The sequence below is a fragment of the Rhodospirillales bacterium genome, from assembly GCA_023898785.1.
In the GTDB taxonomy this organism is placed as follows: Bacteria; Pseudomonadota; Alphaproteobacteria; order Micavibrionales; family Micavibrionaceae; genus TMED27.
The window spans coordinates 1,990,549-2,006,538 of sequence record CP060239.1; the positions used below are offsets into that span (position 1 = coordinate 1,990,549).

General features: G+C 49.5%; 19 protein-coding genes and 1 pseudogene. 7 read left to right on the top strand and 13 right to left on the bottom strand.

Going from position 1 to position 15,990, the window contains the following annotated elements; all coding sequences use genetic code 11:
- Nucleotides 1-13: 13 nt before the first annotated feature.
- A complete protein-coding gene (locus H6859_09885) occupies nt 14-508 on the bottom strand; it encodes a UPF0262 family protein (GenBank protein USO05435.1) in 495 nt (164 codons plus the stop codon).
- Nucleotides 505-1,164 (bottom strand): ATP phosphoribosyltransferase, encoded by a 660-nt coding sequence (locus H6859_09890; GenBank protein ID USO05436.1) that lies wholly within the window; start codon nt 1,162-1,164, stop codon nt 505-507. The genes H6859_09885 and H6859_09890 overlap by 4 nt, the downstream gene beginning before the upstream one ends.
- Before the next feature lie 125 nt (nt 1,165-1,289).
- On the opposite strand from H6859_09890, the gene H6859_09895 reads away from it, so the two are divergent.
- Nucleotides 1,290-1,652, top strand: coding sequence for a response regulator (locus H6859_09895; GenBank protein ID USO05437.1), 363 nt, complete (start codon nt 1,290-1,292; stop codon nt 1,650-1,652).
- Between the two features lie 93 nt (nt 1,653-1,745).
- Here H6859_09895 and H6859_09900 read toward each other — a convergent pair whose 3' ends face one another.
- From H6859_09900 to H6859_09925, 6 genes are all read right to left on the bottom strand, one after another.
- The gene (locus H6859_09900) at nt 1,746-2,522 is read right to left on the bottom strand and encodes a hypothetical protein (protein ID USO05438.1); all 777 of its coding nucleotides are present in this window, start codon (nt 2,520-2,522) and stop codon (nt 1,746-1,748) included.
- Nucleotides 2,482-2,724, bottom strand: coding sequence for a hypothetical protein (locus H6859_09905; protein ID USO05439.1), 243 nt, complete (start codon nt 2,722-2,724; stop codon nt 2,482-2,484). Before H6859_09905 ends, H6859_09900 begins: the two co-directional genes overlap by 41 nt.
- A gap of 97 nt (nt 2,725-2,821) precedes the next feature.
- Nucleotides 2,822-4,240: a UDP-N-acetylglucosamine 1-carboxyvinyltransferase gene (gene murA / locus H6859_09910; GenBank protein ID USO05440.1), complete on the bottom strand. Its 1,419-nt coding sequence runs from the start codon at nt 4,238-4,240 to the stop codon at nt 2,822-2,824.
- On the bottom strand, nt 4,125-4,685 hold the full coding sequence (locus tag H6859_09915) for a dCTP deaminase (GenBank protein USO06756.1): 561 nt from the start codon (nt 4,683-4,685) through the stop codon (nt 4,125-4,127). The genes murA and H6859_09915 overlap by 116 nt, the downstream gene beginning before the upstream one ends.
- A gap of 22 nt (nt 4,686-4,707) precedes the next feature.
- Nucleotides 4,708-4,857 (bottom strand): hypothetical protein, encoded by a 150-nt coding sequence (locus tag H6859_09920; GenBank protein USO05441.1) that lies wholly within the window; start codon nt 4,855-4,857, stop codon nt 4,708-4,710.
- Nucleotides 4,858-5,329: 472 nt separating this feature from the next.
- Complete coding sequence (locus tag H6859_09925) at nt 5,330-5,911, bottom strand: DeoR family transcriptional regulator (GenBank protein ID USO05442.1); 582 nt, start codon at nt 5,909-5,911, stop codon at nt 5,330-5,332.
- Nucleotides 5,912-6,032: 121 nt separating this feature from the next.
- Here H6859_09925 and H6859_09930 point away from each other — a divergent pair, with 121 nt between their 5' ends.
- Genes H6859_09930 through H6859_09945 form a run of 4 tightly spaced genes read left to right on the top strand, consistent with a single transcriptional unit; the run spans nt 6,033 to nt 9,708 of the window.
- A complete protein-coding gene (locus tag H6859_09930; GenBank protein ID USO05443.1) occupies nt 6,033-7,604 on the top strand; it encodes a recombinase family protein in 1,572 nt (523 codons plus the stop codon).
- On the top strand, nt 7,604-8,494 hold the full coding sequence (locus H6859_09935) for a ParB N-terminal domain-containing protein (GenBank protein USO05444.1): 891 nt from the start codon (nt 7,604-7,606) through the stop codon (nt 8,492-8,494). Before H6859_09930 ends, H6859_09935 begins: the two co-directional genes overlap by 1 nt.
- Nucleotides 8,487-9,386, top strand: a complete 900-nt coding sequence (locus H6859_09940; GenBank protein ID USO05445.1) for a ParB N-terminal domain-containing protein — start codon at nt 8,487-8,489, stop codon at nt 9,384-9,386. The genes H6859_09935 and H6859_09940 overlap by 8 nt, the downstream gene beginning before the upstream one ends.
- Nucleotides 9,367-9,708: a hypothetical protein gene (locus tag H6859_09945; GenBank protein ID USO05446.1), complete on the top strand. Its 342-nt coding sequence runs from the start codon at nt 9,367-9,369 to the stop codon at nt 9,706-9,708. Before H6859_09940 ends, H6859_09945 begins: the two co-directional genes overlap by 20 nt.
- On the opposite strand, the gene H6859_09950 is transcribed toward H6859_09945, so the two are convergent.
- The gene (locus tag H6859_09950; GenBank protein ID USO05447.1) at nt 9,705-9,917 is read right to left on the bottom strand and encodes a hypothetical protein; all 213 of its coding nucleotides are present in this window, start codon (nt 9,915-9,917) and stop codon (nt 9,705-9,707) included. The genes H6859_09945 and H6859_09950 overlap by 4 nt on opposite strands.
- A gap of 130 nt (nt 9,918-10,047) precedes the next feature.
- On the opposite strand from H6859_09950, the gene H6859_09955 reads away from it, so the two are divergent.
- On the top strand, nt 10,048-10,281 hold the full coding sequence (locus tag H6859_09955) for a hypothetical protein (GenBank protein USO05448.1): 234 nt from the start codon (nt 10,048-10,050) through the stop codon (nt 10,279-10,281).
- A gap of 126 nt (nt 10,282-10,407) precedes the next feature.
- On the opposite strand, the pseudogene H6859_09960 reads toward H6859_09955, so the two are convergent.
- The 3 genes and pseudogenes from H6859_09960 to H6859_09970 form a co-directional block, all read right to left on the bottom strand.
- Nucleotides 10,408-11,513 (bottom strand): annotated as a pseudogene (locus tag H6859_09960) (IS3 family transposase).
- Between the two features lie 151 nt (nt 11,514-11,664).
- Nucleotides 11,665-13,347 carry a sulfate permease gene (sulP, locus tag H6859_09965; protein USO05449.1) on the bottom strand — a complete coding sequence of 561 codons (1,683 nt, stop codon included), beginning with the start codon at nt 13,345-13,347 and terminating at the stop codon, nt 11,665-11,667.
- Between the two features lie 2 nt (nt 13,348-13,349).
- Complete coding sequence (locus H6859_09970) at nt 13,350-13,610, bottom strand: helix-turn-helix transcriptional regulator (GenBank protein USO05450.1); 261 nt, start codon at nt 13,608-13,610, stop codon at nt 13,350-13,352.
- 237 nt (nt 13,611-13,847) lie between these two features.
- Between H6859_09970 and H6859_09975 the strand changes: the two genes are divergently transcribed.
- Entirely contained in the window at nt 13,848-14,219 is a 372-nt protein-coding gene (locus H6859_09975) for a DUF983 domain-containing protein (GenBank protein ID USO05451.1), read from the top strand.
- Nucleotides 14,220-14,315: 96 nt separating this feature from the next.
- Here H6859_09975 and H6859_09980 read toward each other — a convergent pair whose 3' ends face one another.
- Nucleotides 14,316-15,572, bottom strand: coding sequence for a site-specific DNA-methyltransferase (locus tag H6859_09980; protein USO05452.1), 1,257 nt, complete (start codon nt 15,570-15,572; stop codon nt 14,316-14,318).
- Nucleotides 15,573-15,990: the final 418 nt, after the last annotated feature.

The window sequence follows — 15,990 nt, forward strand, 5'->3', positions numbered from 1 at the left end:
TCTCCACATGGCGTTACCACAGTGCCGGCGCATGAGCGCTATGCAGAACGCAGATGAGGGTGAAGAGGCGCCGGGCGGTGTCTTCGTCCATTTCTATTTTATCTTCAAGGCGCTCGATTAACAGGCCGGCACCTTCATTATGCAGGCCGCGGCGGCCCATATCAATGGCCTCAATGCGTGATGGCTTGCCGTCTTGAACGGCCGCATCATAGCTGCGAACAATCAGAAAATAGTCTTTAATCAGACGGCGATAGGGCTTAAGGGACAGGACCAGCATTGGCAATTTATTCCCTTGCGCATTTTGTATGCGAAAGACGAGGCGGTTTTCTTCGAGCGTCAAGCAAACATCATAGGGGCCGGCGGTATCTTTAAAGGGGATAAAGCGGCTGGCGGCTTCAAGATCGCGCAGGGCAATATCGCGGTCGCGGGCAATGAGCGTGCCTTCTGGCGCGGCTGTGATATTTTCGATGCGGATGGATTTGATCGCTGTTTTTGATGGCTTGGTCATTTTTGTACGGCGGACTGGAAAGCGTTGACCCAGTGGCCAATACGTTCGGCATCCGTTTTTACGGCGCTGCGGTTTACAACAAGTTTCGATGATATTTCCAGGATTGTTTCAGTTTCGGTGAGGCCATTGGCTTTGAGCGTTGAGCCGGTGGAAACCAGATCGACAATGCGACGGCAGAGGCCAAGACTGGGAGCGATTTCCATGGCACCGCTCAGCTTGATGCATTCGGCCTGAATACCGCTACGTGCATAGTGACGGGCGGTAAGGCTGGGGTATTTGGTGGCAATGCGGATATGGCTTTCATGCACGGTATTCTGTTTCTTCGCATCGGCATCGGGCATGGCGACGGACAGGCGGCATTTGCCAATACCCAAATCAACGGGGGCATAAAGTTCGTCATAGCTGAATTCCTCAATTGCATCAGAACCGACAACGCCAATTTGGGCACCGCCATAGGCAACGAAAGTGGCTACATCGAAGGCACGTACGCGGATAATGTCGAGGTCCGCGTGATTAGTAGAAAAGCTCAGCTTTCTGCTGGAGTCGCTCATGAAATCATCCTCAGGGACAATGTCGCAGGCGCTGAGCAAAGGCATAAGCTCTTCGAGGATGCGGCCCTTGGGCACAGCGAGAATGAGTTTCCTATCAGTAGTCATGGCCATTGGATAGCCTGAATGATGCGCCGCGGCAAGATTTTTTCTTATCTGTAAGAGCTTGTGCTTTACGTTGTATAAGTCTTTAGGATAAATTGTTATGGTTGCTTAGGATTCATGGGGGCATTATGGATATTTTGATTGTTGATGACAATGCTTTTATTTTAGAGATAATTTCAAAAATGTTGGCTGGTCAAGGCTATAAGATTCATCCTAAAAGTAACGTTGATGAAGCAATTTCGTATTTAGAGGGCGGGTCGGAGTGTGATTTGGTGATTACCGATATTGTGATGCCGGAAAAGGATGGGACGAAGCTCGCGTCTTATGTTAAATCTAAAACGCCGAGCATGCCGGTTTTGGCGATGACAGGCGGGTTGGAAAATGCGCTGGAGGATTATGTGGTTTTGGCTGAGATGTTTGCTGATGAAGTGATGACCAAGCCGTTCCACAAAAATCAGCTTATCGAGACGATTGAACGTCTGGTAGCATAAGGTTGGCTTAAATGCTGTCAAATTAATCAGGCCCTTGGGCAGTACGAGTATGGGTTGGTTTTGTATTGTGCGAATGGAGCGTTGCGACAAAAGTTAAAGTGTTCGGCTAAATTCAAGAATGTTCAAGGGTTTCTGGTGTTGACGGGTAAAGCGCGCGGTGTTGGCTTCTCTTGCGATTTTTGCAAAAGCTTTAGCCCATGAAGAGCCATTTCTGAGGTTTTTGATTACGCAATCACTTTCAATCCTGTTTTGTTGTGGATTGATGACGGAAAACGTATCAATAAGGGAATATGCTTTTGTTGTATTTTCATTTCCATATGCGAAGAGAACATTACGAATATTTTTGGGCATTCTTTCTATTTCTGGACATGGGCTTACGAATTTGGTGTTGGGTTTAGCCTGTTGTGTGTGTTGCGAAAAAGCATGGGGGGGCCGTGTAGCGCCGGCCTCTTGTAAAATTTTTCTATATTTTATTGCCCATGGCTGGTTTGAACGATACGCTTTAATAACCAGATCACTTTGGCGCGTCCTTACATCTTCAGGTAAGTCTTGTAGTTTGTGTGCCATTTTAAAAGCTTGAAGCTTCTTGCCGTCTTGGTAGGCCTTAAGGATATCAAAAATTTCAGGGACATCAGTTTCATAGGTGCTTTGGCAGAGATCTTGAATTTCTTGATCATTGATCAGAGCGTTTATGGATTCACGTGTTTTTCGGACATAGCAGCGTAAAATGCCGTTTGTTTGAGTTTGAGGATCTTTTGTTAATAATCGGAAAAAACCTCTATCGGCTTGATCGCGTGCGTGTTCATAAGCCAGAACATTTTCTGCGGTTCTATCGCAAAAAAGATTCTCTAAAGCATTCGTAAGGCTCAAAAAAAACTTTGCCTATCCAGCTGACGGCCTTAGGCTTTTCATTCTCCCCAGTCCAGTTTTTATGCTGGTTTGTGATTTGTTTTTGGAGTGCATCGATTAGAGGGATATAAGACTCGGGAACTTCCATTTCCCGAATTTTATAATTTTCATCTTCTTGCTCTTTGTCAAAAGATAAATTATTGAATGCTACTGCGCCACTCATTATATTTCCATACTCAAAAAAACACTCTCTTTTACCATAATATTTACGGTATGTCAAGCTTTTGTCATATTTGTTTTTGGAGGACGGTTTTGATGGTTTAAGCGTGTTTAATTTGTGCACCGCAGGCACTGAGTTTTTCGACGATATTTTCGTAGCCGCGCTCGAGGTGGTAGATGCGGTTGATGGTGGTTTCACCTTCGGCGACGAGGCCGGCAAGAACGAGGGCAACGCTGGCGCGCAGATCGGTGGCCATGACTTCGGCGCCGGTCAGTTTGGGTACACCGCGCACGATGGCAGAGTGGCCCTGTACGGTGATGTTGGCACCCATGCGGTTAAGCTCTGGTACATGCATGAAACGGTTTTCGAAGATGGTTTCGGTGACGAGGCCTGCGCCTTCGGCGATGGTCAGCATGGCCATGAACTGGGCTTGCAAGTCAGTGGGGAAGCCCGGGTGCGGTTCGGTCATGATGTCGATGGCCTTGAGCGGGCACTCCGGATCGCGGCTGACAATGATGTCACTGCCATCCTGATCAATTTCAACCCCGGTTTGGGACAGATGTCCGGCGGCGGCGCTTAAATGTTCAAGGTGGGCATTTTGCAGACGTAAAGATCCGCCTGTCATGGCAGCGGCAACCATATAAGTGCCGGTTTCAATGCGGTCGGGGACGATTGCGTGGTGCGCACCATGCATGTGGCTGACGCCTTCGATGCGGATTGTGTCCGTGCCTAATCCGGTGATTTTTGCGCCCATTTTGATGAGGCATTCGCCCAGATCGGTAATTTCAGGTTCGCGCGCAGCGTTGGCTAATACCGTTTCGCCGTTGGATAAGGTTGCAGCCATGAGCAGGTTCTCGGTTGCGCCAACGGACACCTTGGGGAAGAGGATTTTGGTGCCTTGCAGTCCGCCTTGCGGCGCTGTTGCGTGGATGTAGCCTTCTTCCAATGTGATTTTTGCGCCGAGTTCTTCCAACGCCTTGATATGCATATCGACGGGACGGGTGCCGATGGCGCAGCCGCCGGGCAGGGAGACCTTGGCTTCGCCGAAACGGGCGAGCAACGGGCCGAGCACGAGGATTGATCCGCGCATTTTGCGGACAATATCATACGGTGCGGTTTGGGTATGTACCGGTCCGGCATTGATCGCCATCAGTGGCCCTTCGCGTTTAACGGCGCACCCCAAATATTCGAGCAATTCGGTTTGCGAGTTCATATCGCGCAAGGAATTGGGCGAATTTTCGAAATAGAGGGATTGGTCGGTGAGCAGGGCAGCGCACATCAGCTTGAGTGCGCAGTTCTTCGCCCCGCTGATTGGGATGTCTCCATGTAAAGGCCGACCGCCAACGACCTTAATTTTATCGAGGGAAGATGAGGCTGGAGCTTTTGCGGATGGCGGGCTTTCGCTAAAGCCGCGGGAGCGTAACGCCGCGCTGTCCCATATATTTGCCGGATCGGTCTGCGTAGCTGGTTTCACAGGGCTTGCTTCCTTTAAAAAACAAAAATTGCGCAATGCCCTCATTGGCGTAAACGCGGGCTGGAAGGGGTGTGGTGTTGGAAATTTCCAGCGTCACATGACCTTCCCAGCCTGGCTCTAGCGGTGTGACATTCACAATGAGGCCGCAACGCGCATAGGTGCTTTTCCCAAGGCAGATTACCAGCACATCTTTTGGGATGCGGAAATATTCGACCGTATGGGTCAGCACAAAGCTGTTGGGAGGGATTATGCAAACATTGGTCTCTCTGTCAACAAAACTCTGCGCCGAGAAGTCTTTGGGGTCGACGATGGCGTTATCGACATTTGTGAAGATTTTGAAATCGGCGGCGCAGCGCGCATCATAGCCATAAGAAGACAGTCCGTAGGAAATATTGCCTTCGCGCTTTTGTTTTTCTTCGAAGGGTTCGATCATGCCTTGGGAGCGCGCGAGTTCGCGAATCTGGTGATCGGCCAGCAGGCCGGGCGGCATGAGGCTCGCGGAATCCTGCTGGTTATCCTGCCCGGTTTTTTTCAGTATCTGTGGCATCGTTTTTTTCGTCCTTTTCACTCTGCGCCCGTGTTTTGCGGCGTTTGAGATTATCCCGCAACGCCGCCGCACGCTTGTCCAGTTTGTCCTGCTTGGTGTTTTTCATGATCGTCATATCATACAAAACCATATGGAAAGCGAAAGGGAATAATGATTGGAGCACAAAATTCTCTGGGGAAAGCTCTGATGCGCCCCCGCTGTAAAAAGGGACGTGACAGGCGCAAACTTTTATTGTAGTTTTTGCGCCGTTACAAAAGCTGCTGCTGTAGCTCAGTGGTAGAGCGCACCCTTGGTAAGGTGACGCCCTCATCTTTTCCGGCGATTCTTAGCCCCGTTTTTTCTAAATTTATCAAATATTTGCGCGGTCGGACATTTTTCCTGCCGACACGATTTTTGTCCGGGTAAGCACCGGGTAAGCAAGGGGTGGAAAAGGCAATCTAACAGGGGATAATGAGGGAATGGGGTAAGCAAATAAGGCATATGGTGCACCAGAGCGACCAAAATGAAACTTTTTCTCCGCCACAAGTGCTTGTTTTTACAATTAAATCATCGCACAGATTTTTTCAATCCCCGTTTTTGGCTTAAATTTAATGCCCTAATCTATTGATGCTGTAGCGACCAGATTTATTGGAGCCACAATATTCGATTCTGCCATCTTCCTTCAACCCCTGAATATCTCTTCTGGCCGTTCTAAAACTGACACCCCATTTTTCAACGATGTTTTTTGCTGCTGCCTTTCGTTCATTCTGTAGTAAAAGAAGGAACCACTTCTGTCGTTCATTGAGTCTTATTGTGTCATTTATAGTGACATTTTTTGGCTCAAAATCTGTGTTATTCTCAAAAACTGGACGGCTTTGATCTACACTTGAAATCAACGCCAGATCATCCAGAATATCTTCTCCGAACAAATAACACAGCACAAATTCCCGTAGTGATGAACTGCATTCGAGCAGCAATAAAAAATGCCGCAGCGACGGCACTGTGCTTGCCTCATACCATTTTTTCACGGTGTTGAATTTGATGCCTGTCGCCCTGTCGATCTCCTTGACCGAAGAGTATAGATCGCCAAAATCCGAACGCAGCGCGCCCGCAATAATTTCAGCCAGTTTCTTGTTGGATAGTTCCTGATTTCGGGTTTGAAAAACCCGGTCCGTTTTACGCAAAGACATATGTATGCTCCTTTCTTTATGATGCAAAAAGAAGCAGTTATGCAGGCGATCCAAGGATTTTACCCTGGGTCATTATCAGCATTGGCAGCGAGTTAACGGCTATGAGACGGGCTAATTATAAATGTACGACGAGCGTAATCAGGGAAACGGCGGGCAGGCCGCGGGTGGAAAGAGGGCCGCAATGTATTTGCGGATGTCAGATCCGAGGCAGGAATGCTCCACTGAAATTCAGGAAAAAATTATCAGAGCCTATGCCGAGAAAAACGATATTGAGATCGTTTGCACCTATGCCGATGAAGGCAAAAGCGGCGTGGTCGCAACGGGACGCCATTCTTTTCAAAAACTGATTGCCGATGTCGAAAACAAGGAAGCCGATCTCGATTTTTCTCTTCTGCTGGTCTATGACGTTTCGCGCTGGGGACGGTTCCAGCGCACGGACGAAAGCGCGCATTATGAGCATATCTGCCGCCTTGCGGGGCTGGAAGTCCATTACGTAGCCGAACAATTCACCAATGACGGTTCCCCCATTTCCGAGCTGGTTAAAACCGTCAAGCGCACCATGGCGGCGGAATACAGCCGCGAATTATCCTCCAAGGTCTTTAACGGTCAGTGCCATCATGTCGAACGCGGATTCCGGCAGGGCGGCCCGGCCGGATTTGGTCTGCGACGTATGCTGATTGATGAAAACCGCAACCCCAAAGGCCAACTTGAAATCGGTGAACAAAAAAGCATCACCACCGACCGCGTTATTCTGGTACCTGGGCCGGAAGAAGAGATTGAGATTGTAAACTGGATTTACAGGATGTTTGTCGATGAGGGCTGGAATGAAACCCAGATCGCCGCCGATCTGAACCGCAGGGAGATTTTAACGGATTTTGAACGGCCCTGGACACGGGCAAGCGTCCATCAGATTTTGACCAACGAGAAATATATCGGCACCAATGTTTTCAACCGCCGATCTTTCAAACTCAAAGAAAAGCGGATCAATAACCCTGAAGAGGAATGGGTTAAAAAGGAAAACGCTTTCGAGGCCATCATCAAGCCCAGCTATTTTTACTTTGCTCAGGGCATTATCCGTGAGCGCAACCGCAAATATTCCAATGAAGAGATGCTGGATAAACTGCGGATTTTGCATGAGCGGCAGGGCTGGCTCTCGGGAATATTAATCGACGAAAACGAAGATATGCCTTCAAGCAGCGCTTATGCCTCCCGTTTTGGAAGCCTGATTGAGGCGTATAAAATGATCGGCTATACGCCAAGCCGCGACATACGTTATATCGAGATCAACCGCCATATCCGTAGGCTTCACCCCGATATTGCCGAAGGTGTTATTCACCGGATAGAGGATATGGGCGGTCATGTCTACCGAGAGGTTACATCCGATCTGATCGTGGTCAATGAAGAGGTCAAGGTCTCGATTGTTATTTCCCGCTGCCACCAAACCAAAGCCGGTCGTAACAGATGGAAGGTTCGTCTGGATACAGGGCTGGAGCCGGACATCACGATTGTCGTACGCATGGATCCGGCCAATGAACACCCGCTCGATTATTACATCCTGCCCGCCATCGATATTGAAGACCCCAAATTGCGACTGGCCGATAATAACGGGCTGGCGCTTGATTGTTACCGCTTTGACGAGCTGGAAGATTTTTTCCCTTTAACCCGCCGCATCACGATACAGGAGGCTGCATAATGAAACGAAAATACGACATTCAGACTATTCCCATTAATAAAATCATCGTCATCAATTCACGCGACCGCAGCGAAAAGAGCTTCCAGGCCGTCAAAGGCAATATTGAAAGTGTTGGGCTTAAAAAGCCCGTAACCGTGCGCCCGTCCGATGAGAGCGACGGCTATGATCTGGTTTGCGGCGAAGGCCGTTTAAAATCCTTTATTGCTCTGGGACAGGATAGCATTCCGGCCATTGTCCGGCATGATCTTTCCAAAGAAGACGCCTATGTCATGAGTCTAGTGGAGAATATGGCTCGCAGGCAGCATACGGCCATGGACTTGATGAAAGGGATAGATCTGCTGAAAAGCCAGGGATATGGCGTGATGGATATTTCCCGCAAAACGGGTCTGGCGGACTCTTATGTTTCCGGCATTTTGACATTGCTGAACAAAGGTGAGGAGCGGCTGCTTTCCGCCGTTGAAAAAGGCCACATTCCCTTAAGCATCGCTATAAAGATCGCGTCTTCCCCAGGCGCGGAGCAAAAAGCTCTGCAGGAAGCCTATGAGAAAGAAGGTTTGAGGGGTAATCGTTTTGTCGCTGCGCAGCGCCTCATTGAAAAACGCCGCAGCCTTGGCAAGGGCATGAAAGGCGGCGGCCTGCGCAAGAACAAGGAAGGCGAAACCTTGTCTGCACGGCAGATGGTGCAGAAATTCAAAACCGAAATGGACAGGATGCGTTCCCTTGTCGAAAAGGCCAATAAGACCGAAGCCACGCTGATGATCGCTGTCGAGTCCTTTTACAATCTTTTGCAGGATGAGAATTTCAAAACGCTCCTGCGCGCTGAAAGCCTGAACACCATGCCGGAAACTCTGGCAGAAATGATCGAGCAGCGGGAGGCCAGCCATGTCTGATGATGTCACGAGCGGCTTTGAAGGCGAAACCATCGAACTTGACCTGGATCAGATCGTGCCGCTTAAGATACTGAGCAAATCCAATCTGGAAAGCCGGAAATTTAAGCAAATTATCTCCTCAATCAAAGAAGTCGGCATCATCGAACCGCTCGTAGTTAGCAGGCAATCCCCAAAATCCAAATGCTATATGCTGCTGGATGGGCATATGCGCCTTGAAGCCCTGAAACAGATGGGAGAGACCAGCGCCGTTTGTCTGATTTCGACCGACGATGAGGCATTTACTTATAACAAATATATCAGCCGCAAAGCCCCCATTCAGGAACACAAGATGATCCAGACGATGGTGAAAAACGGCGTATCGGAAGCGAAGATTGCCAGAACGCTCAATATCAACGTCAAAAGCATCATTCAAAAGCGTAGCTTGCTCGACGGCATTTGCCCCGAAGCCATCGATCTGCTCAAAGACAAGATGGTGGCGACGATCGCGTTCCGGTATTTGAAGAAAATGAAACCCGCCCGCCAGATCGAATGCGCCATGCTGATGGTCGACATGAACGATTTTACCGTGCGTTATGCCCAGGCTTTGCTGGAAAGCTCAAAAGACGATGAGCTTACAGATCCCATCAAACCCAAAGTGAAAAGAGGCTTGTCCTCGGAAAAGCGCGCGCGCATGCAGGAGGAAATGGACAAGCTGGCGCGTGAATACAAGCTCATCAAGGATGATCGGGGACAGAAAAATCTCGTTCTGCAATTCACCAAAAACTATCTGGCGCGCTTGCTGGATAATGCCCGTGTCGAGCGGTTTTTGAGACAGCATTATCCCGATATTCTGGAGGAATTTCAGAAAATCACCGATATGACGCTCAAGGGCGGTGACCCGAAATCAAGCTGAAGCAGGCGGCGCGGTTTTAAAAGGTCGTGGATTTACCCGCAGCCGTCATTCAAGAGGCCATAAGGAGACCGGGATCCTTTCACGTGCGAGCCGTGAGAAGCGCCGGGACCGTGGGAGAAGCCGTCTGGTTACGGCCAGACATGGAGCGAGCACGGCGGCAGGAATGGCGGCGAACCCGCACGGAGCTTGCCAAGGCTGGCGCGTTATATGCCCAGCCTTCCAGCATATCAATTCGGATACGCCGGAATGTGAGCGCACTGGCAGTTGGATAGCTTCAGGTCTTTCTGTCAGTGCGCCGCAAAATATAAACATCCAGGATTAAAACTTCTTTTTAAGAACCTGATTCAGCTCCAATGCCTTTGCTTGCAGCAACATAAGATCAGGAAGCAAGCCATGCAGAGATGAGCTAATACGCATCAAATGGGAACTAAGCTCTAAGGTATGTATCTCTTTGGCTGCTAAATCCTCAGCATCCTGTTCCGCCTTTATGCGTTCTTGCCTCTTTACGTTAAAATCAACAACAGTCTTCAAAAGAAATCCTTAAAAAGTTGTTTAAATCCAAAAAATAATGCTGTTCAGTTTACCCCCCCCTTTATAACTTAAAGATAAAAGTCTAAAATTACTAAAGAAAATTAAAAATACCCCCCCCTAGGAGGACCTTATGGGACAGGCTGCATTGAAGAAAACAATTCCATTTTTAACATCAAAACCAGAATTTGCAGCGTTGCTTGACGTTTTGCCTCTCAATGTTTTGACCTGCGATCCCAAGACTCTCGTCATAGATTACGCGAATAAATCCAGCGTCGATACCCTTAACAAAATTGCCGATCTTCTTCCCAAAGGCGTGAATGGAGAGGTGGTCTCGGTTCTTCGGCCAGCTTTGCGGCGAAGTTAAGCTACGATCGGTTGGTTATTGTCATGCCGCCTGCCTGTGGTTTTGTTTCTCCGGGTGAAGGGCGCGGCCGCCGGAGCCGTTAGGCGGCGGCGGCAAGCCCGAGGCCGGAGAAACAAAATTTCGTTCATCATAAACGTCGTCCGGGGGTTGTCCATCAAATACCGAATGCGGCCTCTGCGCGTTGTAAAACGCCAGCCAGCGCCCGATATCCCGCCTGGCTTGCAGGCCGCTCTCGAACGCGTTCAGATACACGCATTCATATTTCAGACTCCGCCACAGCCGCTCGATGAACACATTGTCCATCCAGCGGCCCTTGCCGTCCATCGAGATCGCGATCCCGTTTTCTTTCAGGACGCCCGTCCACGCGTCCGCCGTGAACTGGCTGCCCTGATCGGTATTGAAGATCTCCGGCGGCCCGTAGCGGGCGATGGCTTCCTCCAGCGCCTCCACGCAAAAGCGCGTTTCCATCGTGTTCGACAGCCGCCAGGCCAGCACCTTCCGGCTGGCCCAGTCCATGATCGCTACCAGATACAAAAACCCGCGTTTGACAGGGATGTACGTGATATCCGCGCACCATACATGGTTCGGGCGGGTGATCGTGAGCCCCTTGAGCCGGTAGGGATAAATCCGGTGGCCGGGATGCGGCATCGAAGTGCGCGGCCTTTGATAGACCGCCTCGATTCCCATCAGGCGCATCAGACGCCGCACGCGGGTGCGGCCTACCTCGTACCCCTGACGGCGCAGATGCCGGGCCATCTGACGGGACCCGTAAAACGGGGTTTGCAGGAATTGCGCGTCAATCAGCCGCATCAGCGCCAAATTGTCCGCGCTCTCCCCGCGCCGCTCGTAATACCAGCCAGAGCGGCTGATCCCCAGCAACCGGCACTGCGCCGCGATGCCGATATTGTCATTGGACGGGTCTACCATTTCCTGCCGCCCCCGGACCGCAACCGGGCGGAGGCATCGGCTAAAAAATCACGTTCCACTGTCAGCTGTCCGATCTTGGCGTGCAAGTCCCTGACCTCGGCGTTATGCGCGTCCGCTCGCGATTCCAGCTTGCCCGCAAAACCCGCCTCCAGCGCAGCCAGAGCCTCCTTCTTCCAACGGTGAATGACCGTCGCATGCACCCCGTAACGGGATGACAGCTCCGTGATCGGCGCGTCCTCCCGCAACGCCGCCAGCGCAACCTGCGCTTTAAACTTCGCCGGGTAGTTCTTCCTTGTCTTACTCATAATCCATGACCCTCCTTCGGTCATAGATCGTAGCTTAACTCACTGTCCGAATTCTTGGGGCCACCTCTGCCTATAAAATCGAAAAACTTGATACAGAATCTGAAGAAAAGAAAGTTACGTAATCAAAAAAAGAGAGACATAAAACATCAATCTACATTGAAACCGTAGGTTCCGCGACAAGCTGGTGCGCAAGAGCAATGGCATCATCGTAACTGGCCGATATCCATAAATTTGTGTGATTGTCTTTTATATCCGCCTTGTCCAGCATATCCCCAGGTTGAGGCTGCAAACCGCTCAAGATCACTTTTGTGTGTTTGGTATGGCATCCCTTCATAAGATTTCTCATGGCATTCAAGCCTGCCACATCCATATACGGTACCAGTTTCATGCGGATAATAAGAATTTTTGGCACTTCGCCCATAGATTGGAGGGTTTCGAGCATCGTTCCGGCAACACCAAAAAAGAGTGGTCCGGTGATGCGAAAAACCTCAACGCCGACAGGGAGATCATCCCTTTGCTCTACATCCTCTTCGTTATCGTTAAAGATATCGCGTATATGACGTCCCTGAGAACGCAGTACAACGGATTTGCTCATCTCACGCATAAACAATAAGGAAGCTAGGGTCACGCCGACACCAATAGCCACAGTCAAATCAACCAGAACCGTCAGGGCAAAAGTTAGAAGCATAACAGTACGGTCGCTTTTTGAGAGCCTGAAGATATGGATAAAATGTTGAAATTCGCTCATATTCCAGGCCACGATAAATAAAATCGCCGATAGCGCGGCAAGCGGCACAAAAGCCATGATATCGGTTGCAAACAGGATGAACAGCAGGATGAATAAGGCATGAAACATCCCTGCCATTGGAGTTTTTCCACCTGCTTTTATGTTTGTAGCCGTGCGGGCTATGGCCCCAGTCGCGGGCATTCCACCGAAGAAGGCTGAGGCGATATTGGCAACACCTTGCCCGACAAGCTCCTGATTGGAGCGATGCTTATATCCTGTCATACCGTCCGCTACTACGGCAGAGAGCAAAGATTCCACGCCTGCCAGAAAGGCAATGGTAAAAGCAGACGGAACGATGCTAATAAATTTTTCAAAATCCCAAGCTGGGATATGGGGCATTGGCAGCCCCGAAGGCATATCGGGAAACCGTGAGCCGATTGTCTCAACCGGCAAGTGAAAAACAAAAACGGTGAGTGCCGTTATCGCCACGGCGATAAGATAGCCCGGTAACTTGGGTGCAAAGCGTTTTAACAAGATGATCGTTAGCAATGCTGCCAACCCAACGATGAGGGTTATCAGGCTAAATGTATCAATATGCAAAAAATAGGATTGCCATTTGGCAATAAATTCTGCGGGGACTTCGGGAACATGCAGACCGAGAAAATCCTTGATCTGTGAGGAGGCTATAATGACCGCTATTCCGGCGGTAAAGCCTGTGACAACAGGATAGGGAATATATTTGACGACCCGTCCAAATTTTGCATACCCGGCAATGACAAGGATAATTCCGGCCAGAAGCGTGGCCAGAATCAAGCCATCATAGCCGTACTGGGCAATCACGTTAAAGATAACAACAATGAACGCGCCAGTCGGCCCACCAATCTGAACCCGCGACCCGCCAAGAAACGAGATTAAAAATCCGGCAATGACGGCAGTAATTAGTCCCTTATCCGGCGATGCGCCGCTGGCAATTCCCAATGCCATCGACAAGGGCAGAGCCACAATAGCTACGGTTAGCCCAGCCATAACATCTGATTTAAACGTATCAAAATTATAGCCCTGACGGAGAAGTGAAAAAAGCTTGGGTGTAAAATGTGCAGGAATCATATTCAAGACGCTTCGGATTTATTGATAAGGCGAACGCCCCGGCCTTGGCCGGTGCTGATGACGGATTCACCGATCAACTCAACCCCAGCTTCATTTAGGGCGCTTATTATTTTTGTAAGAGAATCGACATTGCCACGTACCATATCATCACTGCTCTCCATACGCTGGATCGTTGGCAGTGAAAGGCCGGAAAGCTCAGCTAGTTGTTTTTGATCCCAGCCCAACAAGGCGCGGGCGGCGCGAAGTTGTGGTGACGTAATCATGACTCAATCCGTAGCTCTGTTGCTGCAATCTTCCTCTTTGGGAAGTAAGTATTTTGGCTCTTTTTGATTGGCTGCACGCTTATCGATCCACTGTTTTTGAGGCGGTTTTTTGATTGGAAGATCATCTTTGATAATTTTAGGCTGTGTATTTGACTTCATAAATCATATATAAGCATTATAAAAGAATGTTTCAAGATATAAATATCATGTATAAAACATCATTTGGCGCATATGAAAATGAACAAAAACAAGACAAACAAAACCCAGGACGTGCTCTGGCGCGGCATAAAAGGGGATTGCCCGAATTGCGGACAAGGGAATCTTTTTAAATCATATATAACACAAAACAAAATTTGCTCTGTTTGTCATGAAGATTTCTCAGACATCCGCGCTGATGATGCACCGCCGTGGCTGACAATTCTTATTACGGGCCACATCATGGCACCGTTTATATTTTATTTTGTAACACATGATGTTTTTCCGGACGTTGTAGAAACAACTATACTGATTATAATAGCTTTGCTTTGCGTCTTTCTTATTCTGCCGCGCGCCAAAGGACTTTTCATTGCGGCAATCTGGCTTACCCGAAACAAAAAAGACAGCGACTGAAATTTATCGTCAATTGCGAAAGATGTGGAGAAGCTCTAAAGCCAAAAGCAGAGCATTGCAGTCTTCTCACCCGTAAAGTTTGATATAAAGATATTGTTAATCATTCATTTTGAATGCCTTCCCCGTATCAGCGTGGATGGCCGTTTTTCCTGTGGCTTCTTGCCAGCGTTCGACAATCACGTCCACGTATTTGGGGTCAAGCTCGATCAGACGCGCATAACGCCCTGTATTTTCCGCAGCAATCATAGTCGTGCCGGATCCGCCAAACGGATCGAGGATAATATCCTGCGTTTTGCTGGAATTGAGGATCGCCTTTTCGACCAACGCGACCGGCTTCATTGTCGGATGGACGGTGTTAACCTGTGGGCGGTTTACGTGCCACAAGTCGCTTTGATCTCGCGCACCGCACCAGTAATGGTCGTTACCTTTGCGCCAGCCGTACATAATCGGCTCATATTGCTTGTGATAATCAGACCAGCCGAGCGTGTAATGGTTTTTCGCCCATATAATCTGCGTGGAAACATGACCGCCATTCTCAGTAAATGCCTTTTCCAGATTGGCCATTTCGCTGCCGGACATGCAGATGTAAATGGCGCCTTTGGTATATTCGAGTGCCAGGGCGCACAAATCGGAGAGGAATTTGCCGAATGCCGCGCCCAGATTATCGTTTTTAATTTCACGGCCTTTTATTTTCTTGCCCTTACCACGGGCGCGTGTCTCCTCCGTCCGGCCATAATTCACGTTATACGGGGGGTCGGTAAACACCATGTCGGCCAACTCTTCCGCCCCAAAGAGCTTCTCGTAATCCTCTTTCTTTGTGGAGTCACCGCACAGCACCTTATGCCTGCCACATAACCACAGATCCCCCACACGCGACACCGGATCGTCCGGTGGCTCTGGCACGTTTTCTTCTTCGCCTTCGCCCTGGTCGTCCTCACTGCCGTCTGACAGTAACAACTCATCAAGAAACACTGGATCGAGTGCCAAATCTTCCAGATCAAAATCCTCGACCTCACGTAAAAACTCAGCCTCGATCTTTAAAAGCTGTTCATTCCACGTAGCGTTCTCAGCAATGCTGTTGTCAACGATGGTGAGCGCACGACGGTCGGCCTCGGTCTCACAGTGAACAGCGATGACCGGAACCTCTTTAAGCCCGAGGTTTTGTGCAGCTTTGAGGCGACCGTGTCCGGCGATAATAATACCGTTCTGGTCTACCTTGATTGGGTTATAGAAGCCCCACCGCATGATGGAGCGTTCGATTTGTTTGATCTGCTGCTCGCTGTGTGCGCGGGCGTTCCCCTCGTAGGGGGTGACATCATTTATTGATCGATACTCGACCTTGAGCTCGTGCATTTTTCACTCTGCTTTCATGTTGCTGGGGTTGTTGCGCGAGAGCGCAAAAATAAAAAAGGTACTGTGGGCGGCGAACGGATACGGGCGGCGAACGCGCATTTGTTTTTTAGCGTCAGACCTCGCAACTTAGTTGACAGGTTGACAGAACAGGGATTGCAACCTTTTGATTTCTTTAGATAATCTTTCGACTTGATTTCCGCTTGGTTGACAGGATCGCTCTGGTTGACAATTCGGCACTTGGTTGACAAAGCCCGCAACAATCCCGCAACACAGGATTACGATGCGATGTGCCGTTCATGCACGGAGAGCAGCAAGCAAAATTCGGAACGCATAAGCTGCCACCAGTGGCACCACTCCGTTTCCACAGAGCCGAAGTCTGTCCACCCGAAAGGCCATCCCATCAGCCATTCGGTGAACA